This is a genomic window from Paenibacillus sp. SRL342, from assembly GCF_984798905.1.
The window spans coordinates 4,281,453-4,299,370 of record NZ_OZ481790.1 but is presented as its reverse complement, the minus strand read 5'-3'; the positions used below and the strand labels follow the sequence as shown (position 1 = coordinate 4,299,370).

The window sequence follows — 17,918 nt, the reverse complement described above, 5'->3', positions numbered from 1 at the left end:
TGAATTTAACTATTCAGGGCGACTGCAGGAATGCTTTTTCTGGTTTATGGTACGAATTTGAATATCATCAAATTGTAATAAAATGTACCTATCTGGCTTTTGCAAACAGGTGATCTGACCCTTCAACTACGTTATACTTGTTCAGACGGACTTGTGTCCGTGATGAAAATTCAGAATACAACTTATTGACGTGGAGGTTAGACCGGGCATGTTTGTATTAGCGGGTATATTGTTTTTGGTTGTATATGGTTTATTAGTGTTCTACATAGGCTGGAGCGGTTGGAGTTGGATGAAACCTGTCGTGTCCGCCAGATTTCGGTGGTTGTATATTATAGGGCTTGTATTCCTTGCCATTTCCTTCATATTGGCACGATTATTTGGAAGCATTTCGTTCCTCGGTATTATCGGTTCTTACTGGCTAGCGATCTTCTCGTTGTTATTGTTGATCCTGCCCGTCGTTCACCTCACGATGTGGTTGCTGAGATTAACTCGTATTCCTAGACATCACACCCAGAAATGGGCGGGGGTCGTTACGCTGGTGCTGTTAGTGTCCACAATGGGTTACGGAATTTTCAACGCCTATAGCCCGGTAGTCAGAACATATAATATCCAGATTGATAAAAAAGTAGAAGGTGTAGACAAGCTCAACATTGTCATGGCTGCCGATATGCACTTCGGACTTCTATCTGGCCCTGCACATGCCAAACGCATGGTGGAGGAAATTAATGCACTGAAGCCGGATCTGGTGCTGTATCCTGGAGATATTATTGATGACAATCTGGATATGTACCTCGATAGCGGAATTGCCGATATTATCAGTGATATTCAGGCTCCATACGGCGTCTATGCTTCACTCGGGAATCACGACAAGTTCGATGGTCCCATTGAAGATCTGATTGCTGCGCTGGAGAAGAGCAACATGCAAGTTCTGTACGATAACAAGATTGTTCTGGATGACAAGATCACCCTCATTGGACGGAAAGACCGAACAGAGAAGGATCGTGCAGAAGTATCTACGTTAATGCAAGGTACTGACTTGAACCAACCGGTACTTATGATGGATCACCAGCCGTATGATCTGGATATTGCGGAGCAGAACAATGTAGATCTGGTCGTATCCGGTCACACCCACCGTGGACAGATTGCCCCGGCTCAGTTCATTACACAAGCGATCTACGAGAATGATTGGGGTTATCTGCAAAAGGGCTCTATGCACTCCATCGTAACGTCAGGATTTGGATTCTGGGGACCTCCGATTCGCACAAGCAGTCGTTCGGAGATTGTACAGATTAATGTGACGTTCCAGCAATGATGAAAGGCCCTTCGAAAGAAGGGCCTTTTAATAACTATAGTTTTACCATTTTCTTGGATTTGAAGTTCCATTCGTAAACTTCCCCTGTGTACATGTGTATGTAGTAAAGGCCATAAGTTACTTCATGTGTTTCTCTGTCAGAGTATGAACGCATTACATAATAATCTCCGTCTTTTGGTTCCTCATCAACAGTTAGACTATACATTTCGATTTCTTTTTTTATTTTTTTATATAACAGTTCAAACGCTTGATTCCCTGTTAATTTAATTAATGGTTGTTTGCCGATGTACAGATTATTTGACTTTAAAGCTACGTTCTCACCGAGTGCAGTACTTATACTTCTAACTGGTACATATGTAGTGTTGTTATAGGTTATTGAATTAGCTGTCAACTTCTTTGTTCCGTCTACATAAATATTTACTTTCTGTAGTAAAGCTTTTATTGGCGTTCCTGATGCTGCATAAGCTGTAACTCCTGTAAGCATTGATCCAATTGTGATACCAATGAGTAATCCTTTTACTTTGTCCCTCACGAATAAATCCCCTTTATCTAAAATTACTTCCTATCAATTAAATCATTTCTCTATTTAAGGTGAAAAATCCTTCAAAACATTTACTTTAGTTATAATCTCATACAATTCAAGCGATGAGTCGTTGGGAATATTTCGTTTGAATCTGCATCAAAATGTGAATATTAAAACATATGAACCCCTTAAACGTGGGAGCGTAGGGAAATGACTCATATAAGGGAAAGAACCGGAATAGCAGCATTACTATTTTTTTAGTTGACACCGTTTTCAGGTTATGATAAATTAGTTCCGAGGCTTGTTACCGGTAATGCGGGCAAAACCACGATGGAAATGATTTTATTATTTCTGTTTTGGTTTTGCCCTTTTTTATTCCTCAAAAAAAACCAGGTGGGTCCATAATGATTATTAAACAGATATTTAATAACAATATTGTCAGTACCGTGGATGACAAAAATCAGGAACTACTGATCCTCGGCCGGGGTATCGGATTTAAGTTCAAAGCTGGCGATGAGATTGATGAAGAGCGGATTGAGAAGGTATTTCGTCTTCAGGATGCATCAATCTATGAGAAATTCAAATCCATCGTAGCTGAAGTGCCGATTGAGATTTTGCAGGCAACCGATGATATTGTGACACTGGCACGAACACAATTGAACAAAACCATCAGTGACGGGATCTATGTCTCGCTGTCTGATCACATTCACTTTGCTGTTCAACGCTTGGAAAAAGGAATGATTACTCGTAATCCACTTTCTTGGGAAGTTCAGCATTTCTATAAGGCGGAGTATGATGTGGCCAGAGAAGCACTGACCTTGCTGAAAGAAAGACTGGATATTGAGTTTCCCAAAGATGAGATCTGTAATATTGCCTTGCATTTCATCAATGCGGAAGTCAATGATTCCATGAACGATGTTACCCATCTGATGCAGCTGTTGCAGGAGATTATGAATATCATCAAATATCACTTCAACGTTGAATTGGATGAAGATAGCGTCAATTATTTCCGCTTCATCACCCATTTGAAATATTTCTGTCAGCGTGTCATTACACATTCTTCACATGATGATGCTGAGGAGTATTTATATGAAGTGGTTCGGAAAAACTATCCGGAGACATTCAAATGTATTGGCAAGATCGAGACTTTTATCCATAAGAACTATCAGTATGACATGACTCACTCTGAGCAGTTATATCTAACGCTCCATCTGGAACGTTTGATGAAAACCAAGCGGGACGAGAAGTCCACGCAATAGAATCAAATCACAACTGGATATCCTATGGGCTTGTTACTGTTCAATCAGGCAATACCCGAATGAGATGGCGCCATCCATATGCGCTAGATTCGTTCGGGTATTTTTTATTGGAAAAATGAGGAGGAAAACATCATGAAACATCAGGAAACGGCGCAGGAAATCATTAAAGCCGTTGGGGGAACAAACAATATTAACTCCGTTTATCACTGCGTCACACGTTTGCGCTTTGATCTGAAAGACAACGAGAAAGTTGATAACGGCTCACTCAAGAAACTGGATAAGGTCATGGGAACGAATATTTCCGGCGACCAATTCCAAGTCATTATCGGTAATGATGTGGCAAAAGTATTTGATGCCATGGTGAAGGAAAATCCGGCAATCCAGCAAACTACAGAAAATAAAGAACCAAAGTCGGATAAAAAACAAAATGTCGTGCTGAAAATTTTTGAAACAATCGCAGGTGTCTTTGCCCCGATGCTTCCAGCGATTACTGCGGCAGGTATGCTCAAAGGATTACTTGCACTATTTGTATCCGTAGGTTGGATGTCTGCCGGAACGGATACGTATCGTATTCTTTCAGCCATTGGTGACGGCGTATTCCACTACCTGCCTTTACTGATTGCAGTCAGCGCTGCTCGTAAATTCGGCAGTAACCCGTTTGTTGCGATTGCCCTAGGTACGGCACTCATGTATCCAGACATGACAGCATTGTTATCTAGCGGTGAATCAGTTGGATTTTTGGGAATCCCGGTTACAGCAGTAAGTTATGCTTCATCGGTTATCCCGATTCTTCTTGCAGTATGGTTGATGTCCTATGTTGAGAAATGGGTTGACCGCGTTATCCCTGCTGCACTCAAGCTGCTGCTTGTGCCGCTGATTACCTTGCTTGTTATGGTTCCGGTGACACTGATTGCGATCGGTCCTTTGGGTACATTTGTAGGTAGCGGATTGTCTGGTGGTATCAACTGGCTGCTGAATGAAGGCGGATTGATTGCAGGTATTGTTCTTGGCGGCGCGATGGCGCTCATTATTATGACAGGAATGCACTATGCACTTGTGCCGATCATCCTGAGTAATATCGCTACACTGGGCTTTGATAAATTCTTGCCGTTGACCTTTATCTCCAATATGGGTCAGGCGGGTGCAACACTCGGCGTATTCTTCCGGGCAAAAGATAAAAAACTCAAAACCGTGGCATTGTCCACGAGCTTTACAGCGCTGATGGGTGTAACGGAGCCAGCTATGTACGGCGTAAATATGAAATACAAAAAACCATTTGCCGCAGCGATGATTGGTAGCGCAGTGGGTGGCGGATTCGCCCTTGCTTTTGGCGCGAAAGCGTATGTACTTGCGGGTAACGGTGGTCTCCCAGGACTTCCTTCCCTGATCGGACAGACCTTCTGGTATTCCTTTGGGGGTATGATTTTGGCCTTTATCGTGGGTGCGATCATGTCTACGATATTTGGTATCAAGGAAGAAGAAGGAGACGCAGAGGCGTTGGCTCAATTCTCACCGGGTGCTTCTACTGCACCAGCGAAAGTAACTTCCAATGACGCTGCAACCGTAAATGTAGACGACATGGGCGATCCAACACCAACGAGTGATGCAGTAGCTGTTGCACCGATGACAGGTAAATCCATCCCGCTCAAAGAAGTCAACGATCCAACATTTGGTGATGAATTGATGGGTAAAGGTGTAGCATTTGTTCCAACGGTGGGCGAATTGGTTTCTCCAGTGACAGGTACCATCATGAATGTGTTCAAAACAAAACATGCGATCGTTGTCCGCAGTGATAACGGAATGGAATTGTTGATTCATGTTGGAATTAACACGGTGAAGCTGCGTGGACAGTATTTTGATGCACATGTTGCTACTGGAGCACGTGTACAGGCTGGAGACAAGTTACTCACGTTTGAACTGGCCGAGATTGCAAAAGAATACGATATCACAACCGCTATGGTTGTTACCAATACGGCTGATTACAAGCAGGTTCTACCTGTGAAATTGGGCGAAATCACGATGGGTGAAGACGTCTTGAAAGCTGAGATCTAAATGGTCCGTCTTAGGACTAACAATATTAACAAAAGAAGGAGAGATTCGAATGATTAATCGACAAGGGTTCCCGGAAGGTTTTCTATGGGGCGGCGCTATTGCCGCTAATCAGGCTGAAGGTGGATTCGACGCTGGTGGCAAAGGATGGTCGACAGCCGACATGGTTCCTTATTTTGAGAAAAAGGACTACACCAACCTTAGAGAACTGATGCATGTTACCAGTGCCACGGTTGAGAAAGCAATGGCACATCATAGTGCAGAAGGTTATCCGAAGCGTTACGGGATTGATTTTTATCACCGTTTCAAAGAGGATATTGCATTGTTCGCCGAACTGGGCTTCAAGACATTCCGACTGTCCATCAACTGGCCGCGTATTTTCCCGAATGGTTATGATGCCGAGCCCAATGAAGAGGGACTGCGTTTCTATGACGAAGTGTTCGATGAACTCCGGAAATACGATATCGAACCACTTGTAACCCTCTCGCATTATGAGATGCCTATGGCACTTGTTCTGAAATACAACGGCTGGGCTGGTCGCGAAGTGATTGGACACTTTGTGAGATATGCCGAAACCGTGATGAACCGATACAAGGACAAGGTCAAATACTGGTTGACGTTTAATGAGATTAACACAACCATTATTGAACCGTTCACAGGTGGCGGTATTATTGAAGACCGGGTTGAGAACACGATGCAGGCTTCTTATCAGGCACTTCATCATCAATTTGTAGCCAGCAGCCTGGTAACAGAGAAAGCACGTCAGATTAACCCGAACTTCCAGATCGGATGTATGCTTGCGCGTATGATTCACTACCCGGCGACATCGAAGCCAGAGGATGTGCTGCAAGCACAGATCGATAATCAGCTGAACCTGCTGCATACGGATGTACAAGTTCGTGGCAGTTACCCAACGTTCATGGCTCAGTACTGGGCAGAGAACGGGATTACGATTGTCATGGAACCGGGAGATGAGCAGATCCTGCATGAGCACACGGTTGATTTCATTTCGTTCAGTTATTACACATCCTTGGTGTCCGCAGTGAACCCAGAGGAATATGGAGTGACGGGGGGTAACCTGTACAGTACGATCAAGAACCCGAATCTGGAGCGTACAGAGTGGGGCTGGCAGCTTGATCCGATCGGTCTGCGCGTTGCACTGAAAGAGCTGTATGACCGTTATCAATTGCCACTGTTTGTGGTGGAGAATGGCCTTGGCGCGAAAGATACGGTTGAAGCAGACGGTTCTATCAACGATGATTACCGGATTGATTACCTGAGAAAACATATCACACAAATGAAAGAAGCCGTTATGGACGGAGTAGACCTGATGGGATATACCAACTGGGGAGCGATTGATATCATCAGTGCATCCACTTCGGAAATGTCCAAACGTTATGGCGTGATCTACGTGGATCAGGATGACAACGGACAAGGCACATTAAATCGTTATAAGAAAAAGAGCTTTGGCTGGTACCAAAAAGTCATTGCCTCGAATGGCGAGAACTTGGAATAGATTAATCTATATAGGCACCCCGGGCGTAGCTGGTATTATGGCGCCGGGGCGCCTTTTTTATATGATCGTGTAGTATTCTCATCAACGCTATTGGCATTTCAAGGTAAAAAAGATGACTACATAACATACTGGATGGTATACTGTGATCGTATTGGGGGAGGGGTAACCATGAAGAAGCCTATTATTGCTGTAGATATGGATGACACGATATGTCATCTGGTCAAGCGGGCTATATATCACAACAACCTCAACTTCCCGACCCATCCGCTTCGCTACGAGGATATGATTCATTGGGATACATCCCATTTGCGTCATCCAGAGAGCACGCACGATGTATTTTATGGTCGGCCGGGTTTGTTCGAGGAATTGGAGTTATACGACGAGTATGTTGTAGATGAGATGCGAAAGCTGAACGATGCCTATGATGTTATTGTTGTAACGGCAGCGGAACCAAGAACAGTTGTTGAGAAGTGGAACTGGCTTCAGCAGCACATGCCTTTTATAACCGCAGAACAGTTTATTACATGCAAAAGAAAAAACCTGCTCGCTTTTGATTTGCTTATTGATGATGGGGCACATAATTTGATTCCAGCGCATGAGGATGGCAAAAAGGTCATCTGTATCCCGCATCCATGGAATATACAGGAGCGTGAGCAATACAACTTTCCGTTAATGTCTTCATGGAAAGAGGCCAAGGCATACATAGATGAAGTGTTACAGGTTGTTGGTGTCTGAAAGTAAATCTTATTGTCCAGAGTGCTGTGCTCTGGATTTTTTGCGATAGGCGAGAGGTGTTTCGCCTGTTATTTTTTTGAATGCAGCATAGAATGAATCCATATCCCGATATCCGACCAGCTCGGCAATCAGACTGACTTTGTGCTGTGAACTCTTTAGAAGTTCGCAGCTTTTTTGTATACGGAGGTGTTGCAGGTAGCTGCTAAAGGTCTGACCGGTATGTCGCAGAAACATTCGGCCAATTTGTTTTTCGCTAAAGCCCGATACACGTACCAGATCAGACATCCGAATACGATTGCCTAAGTGTTCCTTGATATAGTGAAGGATGTAATCAAGACCGGTGGAATGATTCTCTTCATCATGATCCTTTTGATAAAGTTGTCTGTAGGTCATCAATACCAACTGGCTCACCAGGGTGTATAACATGGTAGACGAACCGATTCCCTGAACGGATGATTCACGATATAGCTTCACCATTACTTCTTCAATCCGGTCGTTGTGATCCACAACGGATATATAAGGAACCTGATTTTGTTCCAGATCCATCAGATGTTGAATGATTTCTTTTTCCTGAATGATTGCTGTCAGCGTGTGGATCAATTCAGCATTAAATAAGCAATTATATATAATTAACGGATGCTCGGTTACGTTGGTGCTGACAGGACGAAAGACATGAGGAACGCCGACAGGAATGACAAACAGCATCCCCTTTGTCACCGGAATGACATCTTCACCGATATGATGAAAGCCCTTTCCTTCGGCAACATAACTATACTCAATAAAATCATGTGCGTGAAAAGGGAGTACAAAATCTTCAGAGCAACGATTGACAAAAAGTTGCAGATGATTATGCAGAAAGTATTCGCTTTTCATGAGTTGTACAGATGAATTCACAAGCAACCTCCTCGCACAGATGGCTGAATCACCGGATGAAATAGTCCTGATTACCGGGTATTTAGGGCAACAGGATCGATATAATTATATCGTAACGCCGAATGGGAAGCCAAGATGGAAAGGACGATCTGCTAATGTTCAACGTTAGTCACCTTCGCTGTGAGTATAGAATCAATCCGATAGGCCTTGATGTCCAATCACCGAGATTAAGCTGGCAGTTACAGTCTGATCGTCGAAACTGCATGCAATCCGCATACCAGATCCAGCTGTCCCTGTCAGAAGATTTTGATGAGATTGCATGGGATTCTGGCAAGATAAGCAAGGATCAATCCATACATGTGGAATTAAACCATTTTCAGCCTTCTCCGCAAACGCGATACAACTACCGAATTCAGGCATGGGATGATGCAGGAAGTGATTCGGGCTGGTCCGAAACGGCTTATTTCGAGATGGGACTTATGGATAGTCATAACAAGTGGCAAGCAGTATGGATCACAGCTCAACCATCAGATGATGGAGATACGTCATGCCCACGTATGCGCAAGCATTTTAATGTGAAACAACCTGTTACGTCTGCCAGAATATATGTGACAGCACTTGGATTATACGAGTTGCATATGAACAACACAAGAGTAGGAGAAGATTATTTTACACCTGGTTGGACCTCTTATCGTAAGCGATTACAATATCAAACCTATGATGTAACTCATCTACTTCAGGATGGGCAGAACATATTAGGCGCTTATCTGGGTGATGGCTGGTATCGAGGGTATCTCGGCTGGAACAAAGAACGGGAGATATTTGGTCCAACGTCCGCATTGCTGCTGGAACTGCATATGAAATATGCAGATGGTTCGGAGGAATGTATTCTATCCAATGGGGAGTGGACGGCTGCTCCTAGTGCCATTCGCATGTCGGACATCTATATGGGGGAGACGTATGATGCACGAATGGAGTCCGATTGGTCGGATTCATCTCAGACGAATTGGTCACCCGTGAACGTACTGGAGCATCCCAAAGATATCATCGTTGCGCAGGAGAACGTACCCGTCACCCAAGTAGAACAACTACAGCCAATCGCCTTGTTAACAACACCACAGGGAGATCGTGTAATAGACATGGGGCAGAATATGGTGGGATGGGTGAGATTCAGCATTCAAGGTGAGGCGGGTCAGACGGTTGAGCTGCACCATGCTGAGATATTGGATCATGAAGGCAACTTTTACACCGATAATCTTCGCGCCGCCAAGCAGTGTATTCGCTACACCTGCAAGGGGGATGGCGTGGAAACATTTGAACCGCATTTTACGTTCCAAGGGTTTCGCTATGTGAAGCTGGTTAACTTTCCGGAACACGTCCGTCTGGATGAATTCACCGGAATAGTGCTGCACTCGAATATGGAGCCAACAGGTCAGTTTTCATGCTCCAGTCCACTGGTGAACCAACTGCATCACAATATATTGTGGGGGCAAAAGGGGAATTTCCTTGACGTGCCGACAGACTGTCCACAGAGGGATGAACGTCTCGGGTGGACTGGCGATGCACAGATGTTTGTCCGCACATCTTCCTACCTGATGAATACGGCTCCCTTCTTTACCAAATGGCTGCGGGATCTGGAAGCGGATCAGGGAGAAGATGGAGGTATTCCATTCTTCGTTCCGGATCTGAGAAGTTCCACCACAGAAGGGTGGGGAGACATCAGTCATTCTTCCGCCGCTTGGGGTGATGCTGCAGTCATCTGTCCTTGGACCATCTATGAGATGTATGGGGATGCCAGATTACTGGCCGAGCAATATGAGAGTATGAAGCGGTGGGTTGAATACATTCACGTGCAGGGTGACAATCCGTATCTGTGGAACACGGGATTCCATTTTGGCGATTGGCTGGGACTGGACTCCAAGCCCGATAGTTATGTCGGTGCAACGGACACGGATTATGTGGCAACTGCATTTTATGCCTATTCAGTGTCGTTAACTCAAAAGGCAGCTGAGGCACTTGGAAAGACAGATGATGCTGAATATTACAAGCAGTTGCAAACAAACATTGTTCATGCGTTTCGAAATGAATTCGTGACTCCAGCCGGCAAAATTGCTGTTCCTACGCAAACAGCACATGTTCTTGCGCTCCAATTTGACCTGCTGGAAGCGACTGCCCGATCTCGTGCTGTTGAACAATTGGCAAAACTCGTGAAAGAGGCGGGAAATCATCTTACTACAGGTTTCGTGGGCACACCTTATCTGAATCCGGTATTGAGTGATGCAGGTCTTCACGACCTGGCTTATACATTACTTTTTCAAGAGGATTATCCGTCCTGGCTATATCAGGTGACTCAAGGCGCAACGACCGTTTGGGAACATTGGGATGGGATAAAAGAGGATGGAAGTCTCTGGAGTGCTGATATGAACTCATTTAACCACTATGCGTACGGAGCGATTGGAGAATGGTTGTATCGTTACGTTGCCGGCATTCGGTCCGATGAACATCAGCCAGGATTCCGAATGGTGCATATCGAGCCGCAACCCGGACCTGGACTGGATTGGGTGGAAGCGAGTCTGGAGACGATGTATGGTCAAGTTGCTTCAAGCTGGCACCGGCTGGCGGAGGGTGAAATGGAGATACGGGTGCATATTCCCACCAACACGAGGGGTACGGTACGTCTTCCTGGAGCAGGTGCACAGATCGTTCTGGAACAAGGGAAACCATTGGATCAGATAAGTGGTATTCAGGATATTCAAAACATTGGAGGCGATGTTGAAGTCACACTTGGATCTGGGAGTTACCAATTCACTTACAAAGACACGGATGCGAAAAAGGATCGGGATGTTCAAAAGTCTACATTGACAGAGTCCGTATAATGATAGAATAAGCCGTAAGAAGTATAATTGAAGAGGACCTGCACACGCAGGTCCTTTTTCGAACTTGTTTGAGAGTGAATTTGTTGTTTTTGAATAATGAAAGGAGCATGACCATGGCAAAACCTACATTTAAAGATGCGCCTTTGCGCCGTGAGATTGAGGATCTGGCTAAGCAAAAGGATCACCATACATTGGCCTGTTGGGCTGCGGAGTGTGCGGCACGTGTCTTGTATATATCTGAGAAGAAGACGGAGGATATCCGCGCCCGTGATGCCATTGATGCAGGAAGAGGTTGGATTCGTGGAGAGATTTCCATGGTTGACGCTCGAAAGGCAGCTTTTGCAGCTCATGCTGCTGCACGGGAAGCCGATCATGTCGCTGCCTCTGCTGCATCTCGTGCGGCGGGACACGCAGCTGCAACGGCCCATGTGAAAGACCATGCGGTACATGCCGCAACGTATGCAGTGAAAGCTATCTTTTATGACTCTTTGAAGGAAGAGCAAGAACGTCGTGTCCTGGAAGAGAGAACGTGGCAATATCAATATCTGTTGGGAGGATGTAATGATCATGGGGAAAGAACAAGTTAGATTAATTAAACCATCAAAAGCCTATAAGGATGCGTATCTGGCATTCTATGAAGACTGGGTCAGAAGTGGAGAATTGATGGTACCTTGGGTCATTTCCAAAGATCCTTATGCGTTCGATGAGATGTTGGCATTTTTGCAGCGTAATGAACAAGGGATCGACATCCCGGAGGGCTGGGTCACAGACAGTACATATTGGCTGGTCACGGAGAGTCAACAAATCGTGGGTGCTGTGAATATAAGGCATGAGCTTAACGATAAATTGTTTAACAGTGGAGGACATATTGGATATGGTATTCGTCCAGGAGAGCGGCACAATGGCTATGGTTCCGAAATTCTCAGTCTTTCTTTGGAGAAAACGAAAGAGCTTGGAATTACCAAAGTATTGGTCGTATGCGATGCGGTTAATGATCCTTCCAGAAGGGTTATCCTTCGAAATGGTGGCACTCGGGATGAAGACTATGTGGAGTCCAATGGCAACGTTGTTGAACGATTCTGGATAGAAAATGTCGAATAATGCAGAATAATGATGTAATATAACGAAAATAATATGGATTATGATTGTATTACCCTCGTGTGCTGATTAAAATGAAGCATAGAATCTGGATTGCGGCCGGAAACTATCATCCCATATCAGGCACAAGTGAGGTTATCTTTATGAATCAACCGGTTAATCGGCCCCGGCGAATTGAGTATCTGGATCTCTATCGTGCTTTTGCCATCATGGCAGTGGTAGCTATTCATGCAACTTCAACAGCAGTTGCGCATTACCCCAAGCATACATTAGATCATGATGTGTATTACTTCTGGAACACGTTTTTGCAATTTGCCGTTCCGGCGTTTCTATTTCTGTCGTCCCTGGTCTTGTTCTACAACTACAGCTCCAAGGTGAATGAGAAGGGTTGGATGCTCGCTTTTTATAAGAAGCGCTTATTTAATGTATTTGTACCTTATGTGGTGTGGTCCCTTATTTACTTTGCCATTAAACAATTGCTTGCGGGCAAAGAACCTTTGACCCATAGTGTTCAATTTGCCAAACAATTAGTGATGGGAACTGCTCATACGCACTTGTACTTTTTTCTGATTATTCTTCAATTCTATATCGTTTTTCCATGGCTTCTGTCCCTTACACGCCACCGTTTGTTTAATCGTTATTTGCCATTATTCTTTATTGCGGGCCAAGCGATCTTCTATGCACTACATTTGCAGTTTCACTTCGAACGGACAGGAAGTTTGTTACCCAGTTATCTGATCGTGATTGGATTTGGCGCATGGGTTGGGTTGAACTTTGAGTGGGCATTGAACAAACTGTATACTCACCGTTATATGCTCATAGCTGCGTTGTTAGGTGGAGGTGCCATTTTTATATATGGTAATGCTTATATCAAAACCGCTTTTGCTGCATACCCGGTTATTACCTATACCGTGCTGTTCCTGTTCCGAAATCTGTTTACCTTGTCAGCCTGTTTGCTCCTGTTGATCTTCAGTGAACGAATGGGCACAGGAAAACATACCGAGGTTCGAAAAGCTACGCGTATTCTGGACTCCTTGGGTACAGTTGCGTTCGGTGTGTTTTTAATGCATCCACTCGTACTGCTCTTCTGGAGACGTGAATTCACAGATGACCTGGCTCGGCACTTCAGCGTGGGCATCATTCTATCTTATATTGTGGCGCTCCTGATCTCATGGATCTGCGCGATGGGTTTGCGCCGGATGAAGTGGGGATGGGTACTGATCGGACGGTAAGTTAAAATAAACATATGTAATTTAAGATAAGAGATTTCAAGCCCTCACGCGTTGAGGGAATCACTTGAAACCTCTTTTTTATTTGCCCTAAAGAAGTTATTATAGAGTTTAATGTCCATAAAATTGAATTAATGGAATGAACACTACCTTGTCAGGAGTGATCGAAAATGAAATTAGTGATTATTTTTGGCCCACAGGCTGTGGGCAAGATGACGGTTGGGCAAGAACTGGAGAAGATAACAAAGCTAAAATTGTTTCATAACCACATGACCATTGAATTGGTGTCTCCTTTCTTCAGCTATGGCACACCACAAGGCAAAAGACTGGTGAGTCTGTTCCGGCAGGAGATTTTTGAAGAAGTGGCAAAGAGTGATTTGCCGGGTCTGATTTTTACATTTGTGTGGGCTTTGGACGCAGAGTCAGATGGTGAATACATCCGTAAGATCAGTGAGTTGTTTACATCTCAAGGAGGTCAGGTCTGTTATGTGGAACTGGAGGCCGATGCATCGGAAAGACTAGAGCGCAATAAAAGTCCGCATCGTCTGTTACATAAACCAACAAAGCGTGACATTGCGTGGTCTGAGCGAGATTTGCTGGATACGATGAAGCATTATCGATTAAATTCGGAACCGGGAGAAATCAAGCATGAGCACTACATAAGGATTGATAACACACACAAGAGCCCGGACGAGGTGGCAAAGTTAATTCAGGAACGATTTAATTTGTAATCTGAGAAACATCTATTTTAGCAAAGTAGATGCTTTCTATGAGAGGGGCACTACATCATGTACTTTGTTATATTTTTGCTCATAGGACTTGTTTTATGTTTTCTGATCCCATTTGGTCCAATAGTGGCCGGGGGCATTATTTTTGCACTTGTTGTAGACCAATACCGTCAGACGATGCATATGCGTGAAGATATCCGGGATATCAAGAATCATCTGGGCCTAATGAACAATAATGAGGCAAAAGAGTACGAGTTGGATAAAGAATATACGCAAGTTGATCAATTGAGTTCAGAAGAAATGAACATGATTAATCGAAGAATCGAAGCGGAACTGGAGAAAGTCAGCAAAAAACAATAAACCGTAAATCCTTGTAAAAAAATTCTTGATTTGCTTACTCCTGTGAGTATATTTACCTAGATCGGGAGTCATGCTAATTCGATATTAACTTTTTGTTGCACTGTGTAGAAGTTTGTAATATTATGAGGGAAGCGCGTACAACATATCGGGTTGTAACTGTTGAATCAGGCAAAGCCGTATACCTTGAGAAAAGGGATTGGTTTGTCTTTTTCTGTATATTGGAGTGATAAAGTGAAAATCGAGAAGGTGCTGAACAATAATGCTGTAGTTGCAATGAATGACGAACAGGAAGTTATTATCATTGGCCGGGGGATTGCTTATCAGAAGCGGGCGGGTGATATGGTTTCCGAGCAGCATATCGACAAGATATTTACTTTACAGAATGAAGATATTCAGGAAAACTTCAAGGCATTAATCTCAAGCATTCCTCTGGAATACATGAAAGTATCCGAGGAAATCATCGCTTACGCCAAATTAAAACTTGGCAAGAAATTAAATGAGAGCATTTACTTACATCTCACAGACCATATTCACTTTGCCATTGAGCGGTATCGCAAGAATCTGCCCATACGCAACGGCTTAATCTGGGAGACAAAGCAGTTATACAAAGAGGAATATGAAGTCGGAATGGAAGCGCTCAATATGATCTGTGATCAGTTTGGTGTAATCTTGCCCGAGGACGAAGCCGGTTTTATGGCACTTCACTTTGTCAATGCAGCTTTGAACGAGGAAATGCCGAACATCAAGAGTATGACGCAGGTCATGCAGGAAATCTTGACAATCATCAAGTATCATTTCAAGATTGATTTTGATGAGAACTCACTGACATTTTATCGCTTTGTGACACATTTGAAGTTTTTCGCCCAACGTTTGGTGAAGGGAAAACATTACAAGAGCAACAACGACGATGAACTGTTCCTGATGATTCAGAAAAAGTATCCGGCAGCGCACAAGTGCTCGGAGAAAATCAAGAAATTCATTGAAAGCAACTACACGTATCAACTAACTGACGAAGAATTGATGTACTTAACGATTCATATTGAGAGAGTTGTGAATGCAACTTCTGAATAATCCCATAGATCAGCTTGCAGGGTTGCAACCACTAGGGCAAAACCTGAACGCTTGAATGACAGAACATACCGTTAACCGGATGTTCCATACATTCAGATGTTCAGGTTTTTTTATTCTCTCCAATATGCTTCGAATCCGTGTCTAGCCAGAAAGGAAGAAAAGACTTCATGAAACACGAGCAATTAGCCAAAGACATTCTGTCTGGCGTTGGTGGAAAACAGAACATTAACAGCGTGGTGCACTGTGCGACCAGACTTCGTTTCAAATTAAAAAATGACAATAATGCCAAAACAGACGAACTCAAAAATTTACCTGGAGTTATAACGGTAATGCAAAGTGGGGGGCAATACCAGGTCGTTGTGGGTAACGAAGTGTCTGATGTCTATAAAGCCTTGTTACAAGTGGGTAATATGAATGCGGATGAACCGGTCTCAACTGATGATTCAGAATCTTCCGGTAAAAAAGAGAGTCTCTTGGGTCAGTTTATCGACTTGATCTCGGGTGTATTTACACCCATTCTCGGCTTACTTGCTGCTACAGGGATGATCAAAGGTTTCCTGTCCATGTTTACTTCTCTCGAGTGGTTGGACCCGGCTTCAGGAACATATCAACTGTTGAATGCCGCAGGAGACTGTCTGTTCTACTTCTTCCCAATCTTCCTGGGTTACACAGCTATGAAAAAATTCGGTGGATCTCCATTCCTCGGGATGGCCATTGGAGCATCACTTGTATATCCGACCTTATCCGGTCTTAGTGGTGGGGAACCGCTCTATACGCTGTTTGCAGGCACATTGTTTGAATCACCGATTCATATCACGTTCCTGGGTATTCCCGTTATCTTGATGAGTTATTCCTCATCCGTCATTCCGATTATTATTGCTGCTTATTTTGGAGCAAAGGTAGAAACGTTCTTCAAAAAAATCATTCCTTCTGTTGTGAGAACGTTCCTCACGCCATTCTTTACAATTCTGATTGTTGTACCTGTAACATTTCTCTTGATTGGTCCAATCGCGACATGGGCAAGTCAGCTGATTGGTGCCGGGGTATCGGGCATCTATGACTTGAGTCCGTTGGTAACTGGTATTGTTGTGGGTGGATTGTGGCAAGTGTTGGTGATCTTTGGGTTACACTGGGGTATCGTACCAATCATGCTGCTGAATCTGTCCACACTGAAAGCAGATCCGATTCTGGCGATGATGTTCGCTGCTTCTTTTGCTCAGATTGGTGCTGTTCTTGGCGTTATGCTTAAAACAAAAAATACCAAACTCAAATCACTGGGTGTGCCTGCCTTTGTGTCCGGGATTTTTGGTGTAACTGAGCCTGCTATTTATGGCCTTACGTTGCCATTGAAAAAACCATTTATTATGAGTTGTATTGCTTCTGCAACGGCTGGTGGTATTATTGGCTTTGCAGGTTCCAAAATGTTTGTATTTGCTTCAGGAATCTTTGGTGTTCCAGCGCTGATTAGTCCCACAGAGGGGATCAACTATGAATTCTGGATGGCCATGATTGCCACTATCATTGCTTTTGTACTAGGTTTTGTTCTCGTTTATTTTGTAGGATTCAAAGATCCTGCTAATCCAGAGGCTGCCAAACAGGCTCCAGAGCCAGTAAAAGAAGAGAAGGCTGCACTTGAGCCTAATCCCAACAATCGCTACGAAATTGCCAGCCCGATGACGGGTGAGGTAGTTCCTTTGCAAGAAATTAACGATGCTACATTTGCTGGTGAACATATGGGTAAAGGGATCGCTATTCGCCCAACCAGTGGGAGAGTTGTATCCCCGATTAATGGTGTGGTACAGACGATTTATCGTACCAAACATGCAATTGGTCTTGTAGATGATCAAGGTGTAGAGATTCTGATCCATATCGGTCAGGATACGGTACAGCTCAAAGGTCAACATTTCACTGCACATGTGAAAGATGGAGATCGTGTGAGTGTTGGAGATCTGATCGTTGAATTCGATCTGCAGGCCATTATTGAGGCGGGATATGAGACCGTAACACCGATTATTGTAACGAATACGGCTGATTATTTGGACGTGGTTGCTACAACAAGTCGTGAAGTGCATGAAAAGGATAAATTGGTTACGGTTATAGGTTAATTCTGCTTTAGTACGTATTTTAATAATGTGAACATTAAGCTATATAGAGACCACTTTGATGTTTTCGAAGTGGTCTCTTTTTTTTATTTTCGGTCAATCAAATGTATTTGCGAACTTAATAAAAATAAGTGTTGCAAACGTAGTTCAGATGTACTATGATGAGTTCAAGAAGTAAGCGCATACA

At 43.9% G+C, this 17,918-nt stretch carries 15 protein-coding genes; 13 read left to right on the top strand and 2 right to left on the bottom strand.

Annotated features, from left to right (window positions below; translation table 11 throughout):
- Positions 1-208 precede the first annotated feature (208 nt).
- A complete protein-coding gene (locus AC4E8D_RS18720) occupies positions 209-1,312 on the top strand; it encodes a metallophosphoesterase (RefSeq protein WP_490205067.1) in 1,104 nt (367 codons plus the stop codon).
- A 34-nt stretch (positions 1,313-1,346) separates the two neighbouring features.
- On the opposite strand, the gene AC4E8D_RS18715 is transcribed toward AC4E8D_RS18720, so the two are convergent.
- On the bottom strand, positions 1,347-1,844 hold the full coding sequence (locus tag AC4E8D_RS18715) for a stalk domain-containing protein (protein WP_339304719.1): 498 nt from the start codon (positions 1,842-1,844) through the stop codon (positions 1,347-1,349).
- Between the two features lie 395 nt (positions 1,845-2,239).
- On the opposite strand from AC4E8D_RS18715, the gene licT (AC4E8D_RS18710) reads away from it, so the two are divergent.
- The 4 genes from licT (AC4E8D_RS18710) to AC4E8D_RS18695 all read left to right on the top strand — a co-directional run bounded on the left by licT (AC4E8D_RS18710) (position 2,240) and on the right by AC4E8D_RS18695 (position 7,394).
- Positions 2,240-3,094, top strand: a complete 855-nt coding sequence (gene licT / locus AC4E8D_RS18710) for a BglG family transcription antiterminator LicT (RefSeq protein ID WP_036613466.1) — start codon at positions 2,240-2,242, stop codon at positions 3,092-3,094.
- 132 nt (positions 3,095-3,226) lie between these two features.
- Positions 3,227-5,146 carry a beta-glucoside-specific PTS transporter subunit IIABC gene (locus AC4E8D_RS18705; protein WP_339186843.1) on the top strand — a complete coding sequence of 640 codons (1,920 nt, stop codon included), beginning with the start codon at positions 3,227-3,229 and terminating at the stop codon, positions 5,144-5,146.
- A 49-nt stretch (positions 5,147-5,195) separates the two neighbouring features.
- Positions 5,196-6,659: a glycoside hydrolase family 1 protein gene (locus AC4E8D_RS18700; RefSeq protein ID WP_449004846.1), complete on the top strand. Its 1,464-nt coding sequence runs from the start codon at positions 5,196-5,198 to the stop codon at positions 6,657-6,659.
- 168 nt (positions 6,660-6,827) lie between these two features.
- The gene (locus AC4E8D_RS18695) at positions 6,828-7,394 is read left to right on the top strand and encodes a 5' nucleotidase, NT5C type (RefSeq protein WP_221820522.1); all 567 of its coding nucleotides are present in this window, start codon (positions 6,828-6,830) and stop codon (positions 7,392-7,394) included.
- A 9-nt stretch (positions 7,395-7,403) separates the two neighbouring features.
- Here the strand turns inward: AC4E8D_RS18695 and AC4E8D_RS18690 are convergent, their stop codons facing one another.
- Positions 7,404-8,288, bottom strand: a complete 885-nt coding sequence (locus tag AC4E8D_RS18690; protein WP_339304711.1) for a helix-turn-helix domain-containing protein — start codon at positions 8,286-8,288, stop codon at positions 7,404-7,406.
- A gap of 134 nt (positions 8,289-8,422) precedes the next feature.
- Here AC4E8D_RS18690 and AC4E8D_RS18685 point away from each other — a divergent pair, with 134 nt between their 5' ends.
- From AC4E8D_RS18685 to AC4E8D_RS18650, 8 genes are all read left to right on the top strand, one after another.
- Complete coding sequence (locus AC4E8D_RS18685; RefSeq protein ID WP_449004849.1) at positions 8,423-11,143, top strand: family 78 glycoside hydrolase catalytic domain; 2,721 nt, start codon at positions 8,423-8,425, stop codon at positions 11,141-11,143.
- Between the two features lie 113 nt (positions 11,144-11,256).
- A complete protein-coding gene (locus AC4E8D_RS18680; RefSeq protein ID WP_449004850.1) occupies positions 11,257-11,730 on the top strand; it encodes a putative immunity protein in 474 nt (157 codons plus the stop codon).
- Entirely contained in the window at positions 11,705-12,244 is a 540-nt protein-coding gene (locus AC4E8D_RS18675) for a GNAT family N-acetyltransferase (protein WP_449004851.1), read from the top strand. The genes AC4E8D_RS18680 and AC4E8D_RS18675 overlap by 26 nt, the downstream gene beginning before the upstream one ends.
- 71 nt (positions 12,245-12,315) lie before the next feature.
- Positions 12,316-13,473, top strand: coding sequence for an acyltransferase (locus AC4E8D_RS18670; protein WP_490205066.1), 1,158 nt, complete (start codon positions 12,316-12,318; stop codon positions 13,471-13,473).
- A gap of 167 nt (positions 13,474-13,640) precedes the next feature.
- Positions 13,641-14,201 carry a DEAD/DEAH box helicase family protein gene (locus AC4E8D_RS18665; protein ID WP_339304702.1) on the top strand — a complete coding sequence of 187 codons (561 nt, stop codon included), beginning with the start codon at positions 13,641-13,643 and terminating at the stop codon, positions 14,199-14,201.
- Between the two features lie 57 nt (positions 14,202-14,258).
- Positions 14,259-14,558: a hypothetical protein gene (locus AC4E8D_RS18660; RefSeq protein WP_339304700.1), complete on the top strand. Its 300-nt coding sequence runs from the start codon at positions 14,259-14,261 to the stop codon at positions 14,556-14,558.
- A 231-nt stretch (positions 14,559-14,789) separates the two neighbouring features.
- On the top strand, positions 14,790-15,629 hold the full coding sequence (gene licT / locus AC4E8D_RS18655; protein WP_036613486.1) for a BglG family transcription antiterminator LicT: 840 nt from the start codon (positions 14,790-14,792) through the stop codon (positions 15,627-15,629).
- Between the two features lie 167 nt (positions 15,630-15,796).
- Positions 15,797-17,734 (top strand): beta-glucoside-specific PTS transporter subunit IIABC, encoded by a 1,938-nt coding sequence (locus AC4E8D_RS18650; protein ID WP_339304698.1) that lies wholly within the window; start codon positions 15,797-15,799, stop codon positions 17,732-17,734.
- Positions 17,735-17,918 lie beyond the last annotated feature (184 nt).

Coding starts and splice junctions, on each gene's coding strand:
- AC4E8D_RS18720 (WP_490205067.1), top strand. CDS start 209: ATGTTTGTATTAGCGGGTATATTGTTTTTGGTTGTATATGGTTTATTA.
- licT (WP_036613466.1), top strand. CDS start 2,240: ATGATTATTAAACAGATATTTAATAACAATATTGTCAGTACCGTGGAT.
- AC4E8D_RS18705 (WP_339186843.1), top strand. CDS start 3,227: ATGAAACATCAGGAAACGGCGCAGGAAATCATTAAAGCCGTTGGGGGA.
- AC4E8D_RS18700 (WP_449004846.1), top strand. CDS start 5,196: ATGATTAATCGACAAGGGTTCCCGGAAGGTTTTCTATGGGGCGGCGCT.
- AC4E8D_RS18695 (WP_221820522.1), top strand. CDS start 6,828: ATGAAGAAGCCTATTATTGCTGTAGATATGGATGACACGATATGTCAT.
- AC4E8D_RS18685 (WP_449004849.1), top strand. CDS start 8,423: ATGTTCAACGTTAGTCACCTTCGCTGTGAGTATAGAATCAATCCGATA.
- AC4E8D_RS18680 (WP_449004850.1), top strand. CDS start 11,257: ATGGCAAAACCTACATTTAAAGATGCGCCTTTGCGCCGTGAGATTGAG.
- AC4E8D_RS18675 (WP_449004851.1), top strand. CDS start 11,705: ATGATCATGGGGAAAGAACAAGTTAGATTAATTAAACCATCAAAAGCC.
- AC4E8D_RS18670 (WP_490205066.1), top strand. CDS start 12,316: ATGAAGCATAGAATCTGGATTGCGGCCGGAAACTATCATCCCATATCA.
- AC4E8D_RS18665 (WP_339304702.1), top strand. CDS start 13,641: ATGAAATTAGTGATTATTTTTGGCCCACAGGCTGTGGGCAAGATGACG.
- AC4E8D_RS18660 (WP_339304700.1), top strand. CDS start 14,259: ATGTACTTTGTTATATTTTTGCTCATAGGACTTGTTTTATGTTTTCTG.
- AC4E8D_RS18650 (WP_339304698.1), top strand. CDS start 15,797: ATGAAACACGAGCAATTAGCCAAAGACATTCTGTCTGGCGTTGGTGGA.